The sequence below is a fragment of the Delftia sp. DS1230 genome, from assembly GCF_040112715.1.
Taxonomy (GTDB): Bacteria; Pseudomonadota; Gammaproteobacteria; order Burkholderiales; family Burkholderiaceae_C; genus Comamonas; species Comamonas tsuruhatensis.
Window position 1 is genome coordinate 4,315,462 of the sequence record NZ_CP157763.1, and the last position, 17,039, is coordinate 4,332,500.

Genomic DNA, 17,039 nt, shown 5'->3' on the forward strand with positions numbered 1-17,039 from the left:
GCAAAGTCAAACGATGAGATTTTCAGAAATCTCAGTGGATCCTTCACCCTGATACCCCACTAATCTGCCTCCTCCGCCAATACACCCCTGATTATTGGATAATTTAAAATCCACGCCAGAAGAACCCCAATCAGAAAAAACCATCTATTGTCTGCAACAATAGACATTCCAACGCCAGCAAAGAAGAAAATTATCCCCAATATTTTTCCTAACATCAAAACAATCTGGTATTTTTTCTTTGAGATTTTTATGATCATATGGTTATTTGCATTGACAAGTAAAATTATTTTGATTTGCAACAGCCCCATAACCAGCATTCATAGCGACCAGCTGAGTTGCTCCTCCCGTGGTTGGTTGGACAAATGTTCCCGGCACCGCTCTTACATAACCAGTCGTTTTATTAATAGCCACCGGTATGGCAGAACCAGGTGGCACAAAAGGATTCCTTGGATATCCCCCCACTGAGGATGCGTATTTACCAGCACCAAATAATCCAGCACTTGAGGATTTTATCCCCGACTGTGCGATACCTGCTGCTCCCGCTTCAGTTGTGAAGTGTGTAAGTGTTTTTGGAATTGCACCTACCGCGTTAGTGGCAAGTGTTGCCGCTGCGCCGGTCACAACACCTGACTTGTATGCACCTGTACATTTGTCAATTCCGCCATCCACCCCCAAAGAGTCACGCAGAGATTGACCTTTAAGTAATCCAAAACTCATAGTACTCAATATCCCATCGCCCATTCCTGCCGAAAAGTCAACGACCCCTTGCGGCAAGGAAGGCAATGATGCAAAAAATGAAAGGCCTAAAGTATCTATTCTGCTAATCGGCTCCCCACCTGTATAAGAATATATATTCAATCCCCCCATCAACCCGATCGGATCCTGATTGATATAACTCCCCACCACCGGATCGTAATACCGATGCCGGTTGTAATACAGCCCCGTTTCCCTGTCATGGTGCTGCCCCGGCAGCCGGATCGCCTGGTGGATGCCTTGCGGGTTGTACTCCTGCAGCACATTGCCCCAGGGATCCAGCTTTGCGGCCCAGACCACCTGGCCGGTCTGGTCCGTCAGCGCCATGGGCGTGCCCAGATGGTCGCAGTGGTAGTGGTGGATGGCGATGCGGGCGTGCTGTTCTTTTTCCTGGTCCTGCAGTTTGGCCTGCATGCCGCTGAGCAGGCGGGTGGTGCTTTCGGCCTGTTCGCCCAGCATGGCCTGGGCACTGGGCGGCAGGCCGTGCTCCAGGGTGTGGCGCAGGTGGCGGGCGGCGTCTTGCTGCATGTCGCGCGGCATGGCGTCGAGCATGGTTTGCATGAGGGCCAGGGCCGGCGTGTGGTTGGGGTCGTCCGGGTCGGGCAGGCCTGCGGTGATGGCTTGCACCAGCAGGTGGGGCTCGCTTTGCGGGTCGCCGCTGGCCGTGGTGCTCAGGCGCACCAGGGGGGTGAAGCTGCCCGGTTCGTAGATGGTGTGCTCTATGTAGCGGGTGTCGTCGCCGCCCTGCAGGCGTTCGGTGTGGATGAGGCGGTCGCCGTCCCAGCCGTAGTAGTGGGTGCGGGTGGATTCTGTGGAGTCCGCGCTTTCGACCTGCTGCTTCAGGCGCCTGCCCAGGGCGTCGTAGGTGTAGCGGCTGTGGTGGCGCAACTGCTCTGCGTTGGCCTGGATCTGGCTGCTGCGCACGGCGATGAGCTGGTGGGCTCCGTCGTAGTGCAGTTGCTGCTGGCTGTGGTCCGCCTGCATTTGCGCGATGCGGTTGCCGCAGGGGTCGTAGCGCCAGACGCAGTCTTCGGTGAAGCCGATGCGGTTGTCTTCCCAGCGCTGCACGGGGCCTTGGCGCTGGCCTGCAAGGTGGCCCAGGCCCATGAGGTTGAAGTCGGTGTGCCGCCAGTGGGCGTGGACCTGGGCGGCCCAGTTGTCCTGAGGGCTGGCATGACCGGGGGCGCCGGACGCACCGGACGCGGGCAGGCGGTTGCCGGCAGGGTCGATCTGCCAGCGGGCGGTGGTCTGGGGGTCCTGGCTGTCGGTGGCCGCCCTGAGGCGCCCGGCGCTGTCGTAGCCGTAGCGCAGCAGTTGTGCGGCCTGGCTCGGGGCGCCGGCCTGTTCGATGGCAACGAGCTGGCCCAGGCTGTCGTAGTGGTAGCGGCGGCCAAGGATCTGGCCGATGAGGGGCTGGACGAGGTGATCCCTGCCTTCCGTGCTTTGCAGGCCTGTGGTGCCCAGGGCCGTGAGGCGGCCCATGCTGTCCCATTGGCGTTGCACCTGCAGGAGGTGGTGTGCGTCTGCGTCTGCTTCTGCTGCGGGAGTGGGTGGGTGCAGGCTGCGGCGGACTTCGCGGTGCAGGGCGTCGCGTTCGAAGTCGATGAGGCTGGCTCCGTTGAGCTGCAGTCCGTGCACATGGCCTGAGCCGTAGGTGAGCCAGGCAATCTCTCCCAGGCCTTGCAGCTGGCTGTGCTGGCGTGTGCCCAGCGCATCCAGGGTGTGGGCGATGCGGTGTTCGTATTCGATCTGCTCTGCGCCCCCGTTCCCGTCCTTGCCGGGCCGGTACAGCTGTTGCACTTCTGCAGTGATGCGGCCCAGCGCGTCGCGCTCCAGTGCTATGCGGCTTTGCAGTTGGGCGATGAGGCCGTTGTCGTTGTCTGCGGTGCTGTGTTGCCAGACGCTGGCCGCCGTGAGGCGCCCGGCCGCATCCCATTCGTAGCGGTGGGTTTGTGCGGGCGCATGGGCCGTGGCGGGCAGCTGGCGTTCGACCAATCTGCCGCCTTCGTCCCAGCGGTAGTGGCTGCTGCTTTGCCGTGCAGCGTTGCCGTCCGTGGCTTCCATGAGCTGGCCTGCCGCATCCCAGCGGTAGCGCTGCAGCCGCTGGTCGAACCCTTCTTCCTGCACGAGCCGGTCCAGCGCGTCCCAGGCAAAGCGGCTTTGCGCACCGTTTTCGTTGACGAGACGCGTGAGGCGGCCGGCGCTGTCGTATTCGAAGGCCAGGGTGAGGCCACCATGTGTTCGCTGGACCAGCCTGCCCCAGAGGTCGTAGCGCAGGTGGATGCTGGGGTCGGCGGCCGGTGCAGCAGGGCTTTGCCCCCCCATGAGAGGGGTGAGCGGGGGCTGGGCCGGTTCGATGCGCGTGAGGTGGCCTGCGCTGTCGTAGTGGTAGCGCTCGATCTGGCCGTTGGGCAGTTCGCTGGCCACGATGCGGCCCTGGCCGTCGCGCTGGTGGCGTTGGCGCTGGCCCAGGGCGTTGCCCACTTCGATGAGCGCACCCCAGCGGTCGTAGTGGTAGTGCGTGCTGTGGCCCGAGCAGTCGGTGTAGCTGAGCAGTTGGCCCGCGTCGCTCCAGGCCAGCTGTTTGCTGCCGCCCTGGGCGTCTTCGATGCGCCAGGGGCTGTCGCAGGTGAGCGGCGCTTCCTGGGGGTCGGGGTAGTGGTAGCGCTCGGTGCTGCCGTCGGCCTGGGTGATCTGGGTGAGGCGTCCCCAGCTGTCGTATTCGTAGCCAATGGTGGCCCCTGCGGTGTCAGTGCTTTGCAGCAGGCGGCCGGTGGCTTCGTCGTGTTCCTGCTGGGTGCTGCGCCCGTCGGGCAGTTGCACGCCGATGAGCCGGCCCTGGCCATCACGCCTGAGGTGGACGCTGCGCCCCAGCGGGTCGGTGCGCGAAGCCAGCCGGCCGAAGCTGTCGTAGGCCTGCAGCCAGCGGCTGCCATCGGCCTTGTGGTGGGCGATGAGGCGCGACAGGCCCGCTGCGCCTTCGAAGTAGTAGGTCTCGATGCGATCCAGGCTGTCGCTGACGCGGGTGGCGGCGCGTGGCTGGCCGTCAGGGCCCGGGGGCTGGGCCAGGTAGTCGAAGCGGTAGCTGAGCCCTTCCTGGTTGCTGTGCTCGATGACGCGTGCGCCGGGCTGGGCGCTCTCGTAGCGGTAGCGGTGCCAGGGTCCGCTGGCATGGCGGTGGGCGCTGATGCGGTGGTGGTCCCATTCGAATTCGCGCACGAGCTGGCCTGCACGGTCGTGGACGGTGATGAGGTCGCCTGCGCTGCTGTAGCCGTAGCGCACGAGGGCGATGGGGGTGGACAGGGGGTGCAACGGGTCCTGTGTGAGGTCCACGCCTGTGACCCGCCAGCCGTCGTCGGCACCCCACAGTCCGTTCAGTCCCTGCGCATCCTTGCCACCATGGATGCGCTGGTGCAGCAGCCGGTAGCGCCGGCCTGTGCCGTCGCTCAGCGAGACCAGGCGGCCTGCGGGGATGGGGTCCTTGCTCGCACTGTGGCCGGCCTCGGGCGGGGTGCCGTCGCTGTAGTGGTAGAGCTGGCGGCGCCCGAAGCGGTCGATCTGGGCCATGAGGCGCCAAGGGCCATCGACAGGTTCACCGGGCGCAGGACCAAAGCCCCAGAGCGTGTCGCCATCGCCGCTGACCGCAAGGATGGCTTCGGGGTTGCGCACCAGTGCCTGTTCCACATGGCTCCAGCGTGGGTTCGCCGCCCAAGGCGCTGTGCCGCCGTCCGGCTCCGTGCTGCCGCCGCGCAGCAGCCAGAGGTCTTCGCTGGCACTGTGCAGCTGGCCGCCCGGCGCCAGGGGCTGGTCGAAGGTGATGACGCGGCCGCTGGCATCCAGCAGTAAGGTGGCCTCGTCCTGCAGGCGGATGCTGAGCTCCTGCAGCAGGTGCCAGCCATGGCCCAGCAGGCCGCAGGCAGCGCCGTGCTCGGGGTTGACGTAGCTGCTGTACTGGCGCTGCCAGGCCACAGGCAGCGCAGCCGATGGCAGGGCGAAGTCCAGGTCTTCTGCGCCCCGCAGGACCTTGGCGCCGAGCTGGGGGTTCACAGGGGATCCGACGGTGATGCCGTCCGGGCAGACGGAGCAGGCCAGGCCGCCCTGGCTGCCGATGAGCACGGTGCGCGAGCCGGTGACGATCTTGCCCTTGACGACGCTGTCGGTGATACGGGCTGCGGGTTTGCCACTCATGCAGACTTCTCCTGAGTGGACTTGATGGCGCAGTCGCACTGTATCGCTGTATCCAGGGCGGCAATTGCTTCACATTGCCTCATTCCGGGTGGATGGAAACAGTGGCGGATTCTCTGATAGCCAGGCATTTCATGAGAATGCAGTGGCTCGCCCCATGGCGTGCGGATGGCAAATGGTCGTGTCATTGTGTCAACCGTCCTATGGACGGCTCCCTCTCTCGATGAGCGGGAATCATAGACAGGCCACTGGCAATGGCGCAATTGATTTATGCGTCAGACTCCTCTTATAAATGTAAGCAAATTGACTATCTTGGATACATCAGCAATTGAATGCCACCTCACCAATGGAAGGACATATTGATAAATTTCCCATGCCATTGGTGCAATGGGCATGAGGCGCCTGCTGACCCGCATCAAGGGGCGCCAATAAAAAAAGCCCCTGCCTCGGAAGGCAGGGGCTGTCAGGGGCCCGGGGCGCCATGCGTGACACCGCCGGGCCGGCTAGCAACGGGTTGGCATCAGCCGGCAGCCGCCTCCGGCGAGGGCTTGGGCTGCAGGCGCTTGAGCACGCGCGGCACGATGAGCACGCAGGCCACGATGATGATCAGCGTCAGCGACATGGGGCGCTGCAGGAAGATCCACCAGCTGCCTTCGCCGATGGACACGGCATTGCGCATCTGTGCCTCGGCCAGAGGGCCCAGGATCATGCCCACCACCACGGGCGCGGTGGGGAAGTCGAAGCGGCGCATGATCACGCCCAGCACGCCGATGCCGTACAGCAGGAACAGGTCGAAGGCGCTCTGGCGCATGCCGTAGGCACCCACGGTGGCGAAGATCAGGATGCCTGCGTACAGCTGGGGACGCGGGATCTTGAGCAGCTTGACCCACAGGCCCACCATGGGCAGGTTGAGCACCAGCAGCATCAGGTTGCCGATGTACAGCGAGGCGATCAGCGCCCAGACCAGGGCGGCGGACGAGCTGAACAGCTGCGGGCCGGGGTTGATGCCGTAGTTCTGGAACGCGCCCAGCAGCACGGCCGTGGTGTTGCTGGTGGGAATGCCCAGGGTCAGCAGCGGGATCAGCGCGGCGGTCACGGTGGCGTTGTTGGCCGCCTCTGGGCCGGCCACGCCTTCGATGGCGCCCTTGGTGCCGAACTCCGCACGGTCCTCGCCCTTGGCCAGTTTCTTCTCGGTGGCATAGCTCAGGAAGGTCGGGATCTCGGTGCCGCCGGCGGGAATGCAGCCGAAGGGCGTGCCGATGACGGTGCCGCGCAGCCACGCGGGCCACGAACGCTTCCAGTCACGGCCGGTCATGTGCACGCGGCCCATCTTGTTTTGCGTATCGACGACCTTGCCTTCGTACATGGCGGCGTACAGCACTTCGGCCACGGCGAACAGACCCACGGCCACGAGCACGATGTCCACGCCGTCCAGCAGTTCCATCTTGCCCATGGTGTAGCGCGCAGCGCCCGAGATCTGGTCCATGCCGATGCAGCCCAGCGCCAGCCCCAGGAACAGGGCCGTCATGCCGCGCAATGCGCTCTGGCCCAGCACGGCGCTCACGGTGGTGAAGGCCAGCACCATCAGCATGAAGTACTCGGGCGGGCCCAGCTTGACGGCAAAGTCGGCCACCGAAGGCGCGAACAGCGTGACGACCACGGTGGCCACGGTGCCGGCCACGAAGGAGCCGATGGCGGAGGTGGCCAGCGCGGCGCCCGCGCGGCCGCTCTTGGCCATCTTGTTGCCCTCCATGGCCGTGACCATGCTCGCGGTCTCCCCGGGAGTGTTCAGCAGGATGGAGGTGGTGGAGCCGCCGTACATGGCGCCGTAGTAGATGCCCGCGAAGAAGATCATCGAGGCGGTGACATCGACCTTGGCGGTGATGGGCAGCAGCATGGCCACGGCCACGGCCGGTCCGATGCCGGGCAGCACGCCCACGGCCGTGCCCAGGGCGCAGCCGACCAGGGCCCACAGCAGGTTGGCCGGAGTGATGGCGGTGGCAAAGCCCGCCAGCAGTGCGTCAAAGATTTCCATTACAGCCACCCCGTCTCAGTCAGGCCCGGCAGGTTGATCGCCAGGAATTGCGTGAAGGCCCAGAACACGGGCGCCGAGATCAGCAGCCCGGTGACCACGTCCTTGGCCCAGGTGATGGGCTTGCCCGCCTGGGCCTGGCCGCCGGCACGGCGCAGGCCCTGCACGGCCAGCACGTAGCAGACGGTGCAGCTGACGATGAAGCCTACCGTGCCGATCAGCACGGCATTGACCAGCAGGCCCGTCGACACCCAGACGAAGGCGCCGATGTCGGCTCGTGGGTGGCCGCCCCCGCAAGAGGCTTCGCGAAAGCCGCCCGTGCGTGCCTCCCAGACCAGCCAGGCGCCGCAGACTGCGAGCACCAAGGCACACAGCCAGGGCAGGAAATTGGGGCCGACGCCGCCGTAGCCGGCATCGCCAGGGATTTGCAGCGCGCCGAAGGCCAGGCCTGCGGCGACAAGCAGCACGCCGGAGCCGACGATGGTCTGCGCGCGTACCGAGGGAAAGCCGCTGGGCTCATCGGCCTGGGCGGCATCCGTGGCAAGTGGATTGGGTTGTGAGGACTCGGACATGGTCAGTTCCTGGCCGCAGCGGGACCGGCGACCGGGCCGGCCACCGCTGCAGACGTGGGGAAAAAATTAAGCCGCCGGGGCCTGCGAGCCGCTGGCGCGGCGCGCGGGCATCTTCCGCTTCTTGAAGCAGGCGCTGCGACTGGCGCCTGCCGTGGCCCGCAGGAGTGCGGGCCTGTTGCTGCACCGACCCCGCAAGAGGCCGGTGCAGCAGCTCGATCACACCATGCCGGACTTGACCATGGTGGCGCGCAGGCTCGCGAACTCCTGGTCCACGAACTCGCCGAAGGCATCGCCGGCCAGCCATGCAGGCGTCCAGTCGTTCTTCTGCAGCGCCTCGGCCCAGGCCTTGCTCTTGGTGGCCTTCTCGATCATGGCGACCAGCGCATCGCGCTGTGCCTTGGTGATGCCGGGCGCGCCGTACACGCCGCGCCAGTTGCCGATCTCCACGTTGATGCCCTGCTCCTTGAGCGTGGGCACGTCCACGCCCTTCAGGCGCTGGCCCGAGGTCACGCCGATGGGCTTCATCTTGCCGGTGCCGATGTACTCGGCGAACTCGCTGTAGCCGCTGCCGCCCACGGTGACGTTGCCGCCCAGGATGGCGGAGATGGCCTCGCCGCCTCCACGGAATGCCACGTAGTTGATCTTGGAGGGATCGACGCCGACTTCACGCGCAATCATGGCCGCCGCGATGTGCTCGGTGGAGCCGCGCGAGCCGCCGCCCCACTTGACGGAGCCCGGGTCCTTCTTGAGCTGGGCGATCACCTCGGCCATGTTCTTGAAGGGCGAGTTGGCGGGCAGCACGAAGACGTTGTACTCGCTGGTCAGGCGGGCCAGCGGCGTGGCCTGCGTGAGGTTCACGGGCGGCTTGCCCGTGATGATGCCGCCCAGCATGACGGCGCCCATGACCATCATGGCGTTGGGATCGCCCTTGCTGCCGTTGACAAACTGCGCAAGGCCGATGGCGCCGGCGGCGCCACCCTTGTTGTCATAGGTGACGGAAGCAGCCTGACCAGCGTCCTGCAAAGCCTTGCCCAGGGCACGGCCCGTGGTGTCCCAGCCGCCGCCGGGGTTGGCCGGCAGCATCATCTTGACGGCTGCCGCAGCCTGCGCAGACAGCGGCAGGCTGCCTGCGGCGGCCAGTGCGGCCAGCGACTTCAGAAAAGTATCACGACGCATGGTTTGACTCCTTGTGTTGTAAGGCTGTCGATGATCGGTTCGCTACCTGTCAAATGGCTGTCCAAACCCCTAGGGGAATCCCTAGATCGCTCTCGCCACGATGGCCTGCATCGCGCCCGGTGCTAACGTCCGGCCCATGCAATTGCTGCTCGTAGAAGATGACAACGCCATGCGCACCACGCTGCAGCGCACGCTGATCAGGCGCGGCATCCAGGTGGAGACGGCGGCCGACGGGCCCTCGGCCCTGGCGCAGTGGCTGGTGCGCGAGCCCGACGCCGTGGTGCTGGACCTGAGCCTGCCCGGCCTGGACGGCCTGCAGGTGCTGGAGCGTGCGCGCGGCCAGGGCCTGCGCACGCCCGTGCTCATCCTGACCGCGCGCGGCACCGTGGGCGACCGCGTGCTGGGCCTGAACGCCGGTGCCGACGACTACCTGGCCAAGCCCTTCGACCTCGACGAGCTGGAGGCCCGGCTGCGCGCCCTGCTGCGCCGCAGCAGCGACAGCTTCACGCCCAAGCCGCCGCCCGAGACCATCGCCATGGGTGCGCTGCGCTACGACAAGGCCAGCGGCGCCATCCACCGCGATGGCGAGATCATGGAGCTGACGCCGCGCGAGCTGGCCCTGATGCACGCCCTGCTGGCACGCCCCGGCCATGCCGTGGCCAAGGAGCGTCTGTTCGCGCTGGTGTTTCCCGGCGAGTCGGACGTGCAGTACGAAGCCGTGGAAGTCGTCGCCTACCGGTTGCGCAAGAAGCTGTCGGGCACGGGCGTGCAGCTGGTCACGCTGCGCGGCCTGGGCTATCTGCTCAAGGCCGAGTCGGCCTGAGGCACTCCACCACTCACCGCAGCCCATGCGCGACCCCGGTCTTCCCCTTCCCGCCCCCGCGCGCACTCGCCAGCCCTGGTCGCTGCGCCGCCAGCTGCTGACGGGCATTCTCGTGCCCGTCATTCTGTTCATTGGCTTCAATACCTGGAGCCTGTACCACCAGACGCTGGCTGCGCTGAACACCGCCTATGACCGCACGCTGCTGGCCTCGGCCAAGAGCATCAGCGAGCAGCTGGATGTGACGGGCTATGACGAGTCCGCCCAGCTGCATGCCATCGTTCCCTACTCGGCGCTGGAGATCTTCGAGGCCGACAACCAGAGCCGCATGTTCTACCGCGTCTCCACGCTGGAGGGGGAAATGGTGTCGGGCTTTGGCGAGCTGCCCATGTGGCACGGCGTCATTCCCCAGCGCCCGCCCTACGCGGCCCTGGTCGACTTCTACGACGCACAGTTCCGGGGCCGGCCCGTGCGCATGGCCGTGCTGCTGCAGCCCGTGGCCAGCGCCAAGGGGCGCGGCATGGCCGTGATCCAGGTGGCCGAGACGCTGGAGCTGCGTGAAGCGCTGGCCCTGCAGATCCTGCGCACCACGCTGGCGCGGCAGGCCCTGCTGGTGGCCGCCGTGGCGCTGATCGTGATCTTCGTCGTCCAGCGCGCCACACAGCCCGTGCGCCGGCTCAGCAGCGACCTGCGATCGCGCCCGCGCGGCGACCTGAGCCCGCTGTCGGCACCCTCAGCACCGCGCGAGTTGCAGCCGCTGCTGGAGGCCATCAACCAGCTCATGCTGCGGCTGCGCCAGCTGCTGTCGGACCAAAAGCGCTTTGTGCGCGACGCGTCGCACCAGCTGCGCACGCCGCTGGCCGTGCTCAAGGCACAGCTGCAGTCGGCCCAGCGCGGCGATGTGCCAGCCGAGCAGGCCTTTGAGGAAATCGGCGCCACCGTGGACCGCGCCACGCGCCTGGCCAACCAGATGCTGGCGCTGGCCAAGGTCGAGCAGCTGCGCCAGGAAGACAGCGCCGGGCCCGCATCGCCCGCGCCCAGCCTGCTGGACGAAGTGGTGCGCGACGTGGCCATCGAACTGTCGCCGCTGATTGCGGAGCAGGACATCGACTTTTCCATAGACACGGAGCCCTGCCCCGTTCCTGCCCACGAATGGATGCTGCGCGAGCTCACGCGCAACCTGCTGCACAACGCCATACGCCACATGCCTGCGGCCGGCAGCCTGCACATCAGCGTGCACCAGGCCGGCAGCCAGGCCGTGCTCAGCCTGCGCGACAGCGGGCCGGGCATAGACAGCGAGCTGGCGCAGAGGCTGTTCCAGCCATTTTCGGCCGGCAATGCGCGCAGCGGCTCGGGCCTGGGGCTGGCCATCTGCCACGAGATCGTGCAGACGCTGGGCGGCGCCATCGAGCTGCGCAACATCTACCGGCAAGGCCTGGTCTGCGGACTGCATGCGCACGTGGCGATTCCGCTGCAGCCGGCCACTGGCAAGCACCCCGCGCCGCGCGCACAATAACGCCATGACCGATATCGAATCCATGCGTCTGGACAAATGGCTGTGGTGCGCGCGCTTCTACAAGACGCGCAGCCTGGCGACGGAGGAAATCGGCAAGGGCCGCGTCACCGTCAACGGAGCCCTGGTCAAGCCCGCGCGCGAGGTGCGCTGCGGCGACACCGTGGCCCTGCGCCAGGGCCAGGTCCCGCGCACCGTGGTCATCCGCGGCCTCTCAGGCATGCGGGGCCCCGCCCCCGTGGCCCAGGCCCTGTACGAGGAAACCGCCGAAAGCCTGGCCGAGCGCGAACGGCTGGCAGAGCAGCGCCGGCTGGCTCCGGAGCCCGCCAGCAGCATCGCCAGCCAGCACGAAGGCCGCCCCACCAAGCGCGACCGCCGCCAGATCGACCAGGTGCGCGAGCGCGGCAGCTGGGACAGCCGCTGGAGCGCCTCCATCGACGATCTGGACCGGCGCTGAATCGCACGGCCCTGCCCGCCTCTTCCAGCAAAAAAGGCCATGCGCAACAACTGCGCATGGCCTTTTTGCATGGATTTGCGGGAAGCAGGCCCTGCGGCGTTCAGACCACCTGGTCCCTGGCCGGGGCATCGTCATCCTGCGCGCGCGGCAGGATGAGGTTCATCACCATGGCGGCCATGGCGCCCACGGTCACGGCCGAGCCCAGCAGGTACTGCAGCATGTCCGGCAGGGTCTGCACCCAGTCCTTGGGGGCCAGGGTGGCAAAGAAGGAGCAGATGATGGGCACGCCCACCACCAGCATGGCACGCTCGTCCAGGCGCACATGGCGCAGGATGCGGATGCCCGCCATGGCAATGGTCACGCAGACCACGGCGAACATGCCGCCGATCACGGGCGAGGGAATGGCCGCGATCAGTGCGGAGAACTTGCCCAGGAAGCCCAGGCAGGCCAGCACCAGGCCGGCTGCAATGAAAACCATGCGGCTGGCCACGCCGGTGATGGAGATCACGCCGGCGTTGGTGGAGTAGCCGGTGACCGGCGTGGCACCTATTAGCGCGGCCACGCTGCAGCTCAGGCCTTCGCCCACGGCGCCACGGTCCAGCTGGCGGCTGGTGATGGGCTGGTTGATCACGGCCGAGACCGCGAACCACGTGCCCGTGGTCTCCGCCATGACCACGAGGTAGATCACGACGAAGGTGAGCACGGCGGGCAGCGAGAACTGCAGCGGATAGTCGATGCCCGCCAGCTTGGGCAGCGTGAGCCAGGGCGCATCGGCAATGGGCTGCCAGGCAAACAGCCCCATGCCCCAGGCGACGGCCGTGCCGCCAGCCAGCGCGATGATCACCGACGACAGGCGCATCCAGCGGCCCAGCCGGTTGTCGAAGCGCAGGCCCAGCATCATGGCCGCAATCAGCAGCGCCGCCGATACCGATGCCAGCGCGATGGACTGGTTGACCGTCATGCCGCCGTGGACCGCGAACACGTTGGCGCTCAGCGCAATCGGCAGCAGCGACAGCCCCACCACGAGGATGATGGTGCCGCCGACGATGGGAGGCACCAGCCAGCGGATCACGCGGTGGAACCAGCCCAGCGCACCCAGCGCGATGACGATGAGCGCGCCCGGAATCAGCGCGCCATAGACCGCTCCCATGCCGCCGAAGCCGCCGCCCGCGCCAAAGGCCACGGCCAGGATGGCACCCAGGGGAATGTAGGAAGGCCCTTGTGCCACGGGCATGCGCATGCACCAGGCCGTCTGGATCAGCGTGCCCAGTCCCGCTGCGAGGAAGGTGGACTGGATCATGGACGCCGCGTCGGCCTGCGACAGCGCCAGGGCCGAGGCAATGATGAAGGGCACGACATACACGTCCATGGCCATCACATGCTGCAGGCCCAGCAACAGGGCCTGGGAGAGCGTGACGCGGTCGTCAGGGCGGGCGATCAGGCGCCCTTCGTAGGAGGAGGTCGGTTCGGTCATGGAGCGGAAAACGCGGGAAACAGCCAGTGCGCAAACGCAGCCGGTCTTCAGGCGGGGCTGGCCGCCTGGCGCCGGTGCACGCACGCGCCCTGCACCCAGGTGCAGGCCACATTGGCACGCGTGGCATGGTGGATGATCTTCTGCAGGATGTCGGCCGGGCCGTCCTGCTCGGGCCAGATCTGCACATTGGAGTCCGGCGCCAGGCAGTCGACGGCCAGGGCATCCATGGCATGGCCGGGCTCGATGCGGCCAATGGGAAGGTCCAGCGCATCGCCACCCGCCGCCGTGGCCAGCCATAGTGCAAAGACGTGGTCGATGCGGGCCTGCACGCCCTGCCCCGCCCTGCCGCGCCGGGCGGCCGTCTGCGCCGGATCCACGCCTTCGTGCAAGGCCAGCGAGGCTGTCATGGCATGGCGGCAGGCGTCGAACATGCTGGGGCTGTAGCCCCCCGAAATGTCCGTGGCCAGCCCCATGCCCAGGCCCTGCTCACGGCCGCTGCGCGCGGGGAAAACGCTGTTGGCGAAATAGAAGTTGGACAGAGGGCAATGCGCCACCGAGGCGCCCGTGCGCGCCATCAGCGCCACGTCATCGGCCGTGAGGAAGTTGGCATGGGCCACGACCGTGCGGCGCGTGAGCAGGCCGAAATCATGCAGCGCATGCGCATCGGTGCGGCCCTGGCGTTCCAGCACATGGGCGTGGGCCCAGTCGCTCTCGGAGCAATGGGTTTGCACATGGGCGCCGGTGCGTCCAGCCAGGTCGCCCAGGCCGCGCAGCAGCTCGTCGGTGCACGAAGGAATGAAGCGCGGCGTGATCACCGGTAGCACGCGCTGCTGCGCGTTGTCCGGATGCTGGCGCAGCCAGTCGATGAAGCGCGCCGTCTCGGCAATGCCTTCGGCGGCACTAGCGTCCTTGTAGAACGAAGGGCATTGCGACGGCTCGTCCATGGCCACCTTGCCGACCAGGGCGCGCTGGCCCAGGGCCAGGCAGCGTTCGGCCAGCACCTGGTTGCCCACGGCGTGGATGGTGCCGAAGTACATGGCCGTCGTCGTGCCATTGGCCAGCAGCGTACGCACCACGCTGTCGTACACCGAAGTGGCAAAGCCGGCATCGCCGTAGCGCGCTTCCAGGGGAAAGGTGTACTCCTGCAGCCAGGTTTCCAGCGGCACATCCAGGGCCTTGCCGCTTTGCGGCCACTGCGGCGCATGCACATGCAGGTCCACCATGCCGGGCAAAAGGTACTGGCCCTCGGGCAGGCGCTTCAGCGTGCCCGCTGCCGCATGCAAGGCCTCCAGGGTCGTGCGCCGAGGGTCGTTCCGCTCCAGCACGGCGTCGATCATGCCGCGGCCATCCACCACGATCAGCACGTCCTGCCGGATGCGCAGTGCGTACGGCGTGGGGGCATCGAAGGCCGTGCACAGCAGGGCCCAGCCTGGGCGCGGCTCAGAGGAATTCATCATGGGAAACGACAAGAGAGCTTCACTTGGCCTTGAGCTTGGCCAGGTCCTCGACCGACAGCCAGCGCCACTGGCCCGGCTGCAGGTCCTCGGTGAGCTCCAGCTCGCCAATCTTCCAGCGGTGCAGGCCTTCAACGCGGTTACCAACGGCGGCGATCATGCGCTTGACCTGGTGGTACTTGCCCTCGGTCAGCGTGAGGTCCAGCACATGCTCGCTCACCTGCTCGCAGGCAGCCGCCTTGACGGGCTTGGGGTCGTCATCGAGCACCACGCCCTCCAGCAGGCGCTGCACCTGCCGCGCATCCACGGCATGCTTGGTGGTCACACGGTAGACCTTGGGCACGTGCTTCTTGGGCGAACTCATGCGGTGGATGAACTGGCCATCATCGCTGAGCAGCAGCAGGCCCGTCGTGTCCTGGTCCAGCCGGCCCACGGCCTGCACGCCCTGCACGGCACCCTTGTTCGGGCGCTGGCGCAGCGGCATGGGCAAAAGCGAGTAAATGCTCGGATAGGTTGAAGGCTTTTGCGAGCACTCCGTGCCCGCCGGCTTGTGCAGCAGCACATAGCCCAGCGCGTGATAGGCCCACTCCACGCCCTGTACGCGATAGCGCAGGCCTTCAGGATCGATGTCCTGCGTGGAGTCGAGGCAACGCACCCAGTCGTTGGCCTCGGTGTCCCACAGTTCCACCCAGCCCTGCTGGACCAGGCCCGAGCACACGCGGCGGATACCGAAGCCTTGGGAATACAGAATGTCTTGCAGTTGCATGTTGGTCTTTCAAGCCGGCGCACCCACCATGGCGCACGCACATCGCGCAGGGCCGGAACAGGTATTCTGCGCAAACAAGCAAAAAACCCCGTAGCTTTGGGCTACGGGGTTTCTTGGGCTGTAAGAGCCTGACGATGACCTACTTTCACACGGGAACCCGCACTATCATCGGCGCAAAGTCGTTTCACTGTCCTGTTCGGGATGGGAAGGAGTGGTACCAACTTGCTATGGTCATCAGGCATAACTTGTTGTCATGCTGCTCTTGTGAGCAACACAACGAATTCATAGAGTCTGTAATCAGCTTTGTATTTTGACTGCGCCTTACTTGGCATAACCACCTTGATGATCACGTCATCAAAGTTATAGGGTCAAGCCTCACGAGCAATTAGTACTGGTTAGCTTAACGCATTACTGCGCTTCCACACCCAGCCTATCAACGTCCTGGTCTCGAACGACTCTTCAGGGGGCTCAAGGCCCCGGCAGATCTCATCTTGAAACGAGTTTCCCGCTTAGATGCTTTCAGCGGTTATCTCTTCCACACTTAGCTACTCGGCAATGCCACTGGCGTGACAACCGATACACCAGAGGTGTGTCCACTCCGGTCCTCTCGTACTAGGAGCAGGCTTCCTCAAATCTGCAGCGCCCACGGAAGATAGGGACCAAACTGTCTCACGACGTTTTAAACCCAGCTCACGTACCTCTTTAAATGGCGAACAGCCATACCCTTGGGACCGACTACAGCCCCAGGATGAGATGAGCCGACATCGAGGTGCCAAACACCGCCGTCGATATGAACTCTTGGGCGGTATCAGCCTGTTATCCCCAGAGTACCTTTTATCCGTTGAGCGATGGCCCTTCCATACAGAACCACCGGATCACTATGTCCTGCTTTCGCATCTGCTCGACTTGTCAGTCTCGCAGTTAAGCACGCTTATGCCATTGCACTATCGTCACGATGTCCGACCGTAACTAGCGTACCTTCGAACTCCTCCGTTACGCTTTGGGAGGAGACCGCCCCAGTCAAACTGCCTACCATGCACTGTCCCCGATCCCGATAAGGGACCTGGGTTAGAACCTCAAACGCACCAGGGTGGTATTTCAACGTCGGCTCCATGAGAACTAGCGTCCTCACTTCAAAGCCTCCCACCTATCCTACACAGATCCGTTCAAAATCCAATACAAAGCTACAGTAAAGGTTCATGGGGTCTTTCCGTCTTTCCGCGGGGAGATTGCATCATCACAAACATTTCAACTTCGCTGAGTCTCTGGAGGAGACAGTGTGGCCATCGTTACGCCATTCGTGCAGGTCGGAACTTACCCGACAAGGAATTTCGCTACCTTAGGACCGTTATAGTTACGGCCGCCGTTTACTGGGACTTCAATCAAGAGCTTGCACCCCATCATTTAATCTTCCAGCACCGGGCAGGCGTCACACCCTATACGTCCACTTTCGTGTTTGCAGAGTGCTGTGTTTTTATTAAACAGTCGCAGCCACCGATTTTTTGCAACCGCTTTGGGCTCCCTTTGTTCAAGTTCACCTACTTGCGGCATACCTTCTCCCGAAGTTACGGTATCAATTTGCCGAGTTCCTTCTCCAGAGTTCTCTCAAGCGCCTTAGAATACTCATCTCGCGCACCAGTGTCGGTTTGCGGTACGGTCGTGTGTAGCTGAAGCTTAGTGGCTTTTCCTGGAAGCAGGGTATCACTCACTTCGTCTGCAAGCAGACTCGTTATCACCCCTCATCTAAGCCCGGCGGATTTGCCTACCAGGCACGACTACAGGCTTGAACCAACATATCCAACAGTTGGCTGAGCTAACCTTCTCCGTCCCCACATCG

The 17,039-nt window shown here is 65.0% G+C and carries 10 protein-coding genes and 2 rRNA genes (1 of these 12 running past the window's edge); 3 read left to right on the forward strand and 9 right to left on the reverse strand.

The genetic code is table 11. The features are described from left to right. Positions 1 to 261 precede the first annotated feature (261 nt). The 4 genes from AAN986_RS19495 to AAN986_RS19510 form a co-directional block, all read right to left on the reverse strand. Complete coding sequence (locus AAN986_RS19495; RefSeq protein WP_349335442.1) at positions 262 to 4,941, reverse strand: RHS repeat-associated core domain-containing protein; 4,680 nt, start codon at positions 4,939 to 4,941, stop codon at positions 262 to 264. Between the two features lie 517 nt (positions 4,942 to 5,458). Beyond that, complete coding sequence (locus AAN986_RS19500; protein WP_047219874.1) at positions 5,459 to 6,973, reverse strand: tripartite tricarboxylate transporter permease; 1,515 nt, start codon at positions 6,971 to 6,973, stop codon at positions 5,459 to 5,461. Then, the gene (locus tag AAN986_RS19505) at positions 6,973 to 7,542 is read right to left on the reverse strand and encodes a tripartite tricarboxylate transporter TctB family protein (protein WP_016454030.1); all 570 of its coding nucleotides are present in this window, start codon (positions 7,540 to 7,542) and stop codon (positions 6,973 to 6,975) included. The genes AAN986_RS19500 and AAN986_RS19505 overlap by 1 nt, the downstream gene beginning before the upstream one ends. 216 nt (positions 7,543 to 7,758) lie before the next feature. Beyond that, complete coding sequence (locus AAN986_RS19510; RefSeq protein ID WP_016449641.1) at positions 7,759 to 8,718, reverse strand: tripartite tricarboxylate transporter substrate-binding protein; 960 nt, start codon at positions 8,716 to 8,718, stop codon at positions 7,759 to 7,761. A 100-nt stretch (positions 8,719 to 8,818) separates the two neighbouring features. On the opposite strand from AAN986_RS19510, the gene AAN986_RS19515 reads away from it, so the two are divergent. From AAN986_RS19515 to AAN986_RS19525, 3 genes are read left to right on the forward strand one after another with little or no spacing between them, the layout of a single operon-like run. Continuing rightward, a complete protein-coding gene (locus AAN986_RS19515) occupies positions 8,819 to 9,541 on the forward strand; it encodes a response regulator transcription factor (RefSeq protein ID WP_016449642.1) in 723 nt (240 codons plus the stop codon). A gap of 25 nt (positions 9,542 to 9,566) precedes the next feature. Further along, the gene (locus tag AAN986_RS19520) at positions 9,567 to 11,054 is read left to right on the forward strand and encodes a sensor histidine kinase (RefSeq protein WP_047219875.1); all 1,488 of its coding nucleotides are present in this window, start codon (positions 9,567 to 9,569) and stop codon (positions 11,052 to 11,054) included. A gap of 4 nt (positions 11,055 to 11,058) precedes the next feature. Further along, complete coding sequence (locus AAN986_RS19525; protein ID WP_016449644.1) at positions 11,059 to 11,508, forward strand: RNA-binding S4 domain-containing protein; 450 nt, start codon at positions 11,059 to 11,061, stop codon at positions 11,506 to 11,508. A 100-nt stretch (positions 11,509 to 11,608) separates the two neighbouring features. On the opposite strand, the gene AAN986_RS19530 is transcribed toward AAN986_RS19525, so the two are convergent. From AAN986_RS19530 to AAN986_RS19550, 5 genes are all read right to left on the reverse strand, one after another. Next, positions 11,609 to 12,982: a solute carrier family 23 protein gene (locus AAN986_RS19530; protein ID WP_016449645.1), complete on the reverse strand. Its 1,374-nt coding sequence runs from the start codon at positions 12,980 to 12,982 to the stop codon at positions 11,609 to 11,611. Between the two features lie 47 nt (positions 12,983 to 13,029). Continuing rightward, positions 13,030 to 14,439 (reverse strand): guanine deaminase, encoded by a 1,410-nt coding sequence (guaD, locus tag AAN986_RS19535; RefSeq protein ID WP_043792972.1) that lies wholly within the window; start codon positions 14,437 to 14,439, stop codon positions 13,030 to 13,032. Between the two features lie 19 nt (positions 14,440 to 14,458). Then, positions 14,459 to 15,202, reverse strand: a complete 744-nt coding sequence (locus tag AAN986_RS19540) for a 16S rRNA pseudouridine(516) synthase (RefSeq protein WP_016454025.1) — start codon at positions 15,200 to 15,202, stop codon at positions 14,459 to 14,461. A 126-nt stretch (positions 15,203 to 15,328) separates the two neighbouring features. After that, a 5S ribosomal RNA gene (gene rrf / locus AAN986_RS19545) occupies positions 15,329 to 15,441 on the reverse strand. 125 nt (positions 15,442 to 15,566) lie between these two features. Next, positions 15,567 to 17,039: ribosomal RNA gene (locus tag AAN986_RS19550) — 23S ribosomal RNA — on the reverse strand (it continues 1,403 nt past the right edge of the window).

Excerpts from the sequence above, each read along its gene's own strand:
- AAN986_RS19500 (WP_047219874.1), bottom strand. The coding sequence starts at position 6,973 with ATGGAAATCTTTGACGCACTGCTGGCGGGCTTTGCCACCGCCATCACT.
- AAN986_RS19520 (WP_047219875.1), top strand. The coding sequence starts at position 9,567 with ATGCGCGACCCCGGTCTTCCCCTTCCCGCCCCCGCGCGCACTCGCCAG.
- AAN986_RS19530 (WP_016449645.1), bottom strand. The coding sequence starts at position 12,982 with ATGACCGAACCGACCTCCTCCTACGAAGGGCGCCTGATCGCCCGCCCT.
- AAN986_RS19505 (WP_016454030.1), bottom strand. The coding sequence starts at position 7,542 with ATGTCCGAGTCCTCACAACCCAATCCACTTGCCACGGATGCCGCCCAG.
- AAN986_RS19495 (WP_349335442.1), bottom strand. The coding sequence starts at position 4,941 with ATGAGTGGCAAACCCGCAGCCCGTATCACCGACAGCGTCGTCAAGGGC.
- AAN986_RS19515 (WP_016449642.1), top strand. The coding sequence starts at position 8,819 with ATGGCCTGCATCGCGCCCGGTGCTAACGTCCGGCCCATGCAATTGCTG.
- AAN986_RS19510 (WP_016449641.1), bottom strand. The coding sequence starts at position 8,718 with ATGCGTCGTGATACTTTTCTGAAGTCGCTGGCCGCACTGGCCGCCGCA.
- AAN986_RS19540 (WP_016454025.1), bottom strand. The coding sequence starts at position 15,202 with ATGCAACTGCAAGACATTCTGTATTCCCAAGGCTTCGGTATCCGCCGC.
- guaD (WP_043792972.1), bottom strand. The coding sequence starts at position 14,439 with ATGATGAATTCCTCTGAGCCGCGCCCAGGCTGGGCCCTGCTGTGCACG.
- AAN986_RS19525 (WP_016449644.1), top strand. The coding sequence starts at position 11,059 with ATGACCGATATCGAATCCATGCGTCTGGACAAATGGCTGTGGTGCGCG.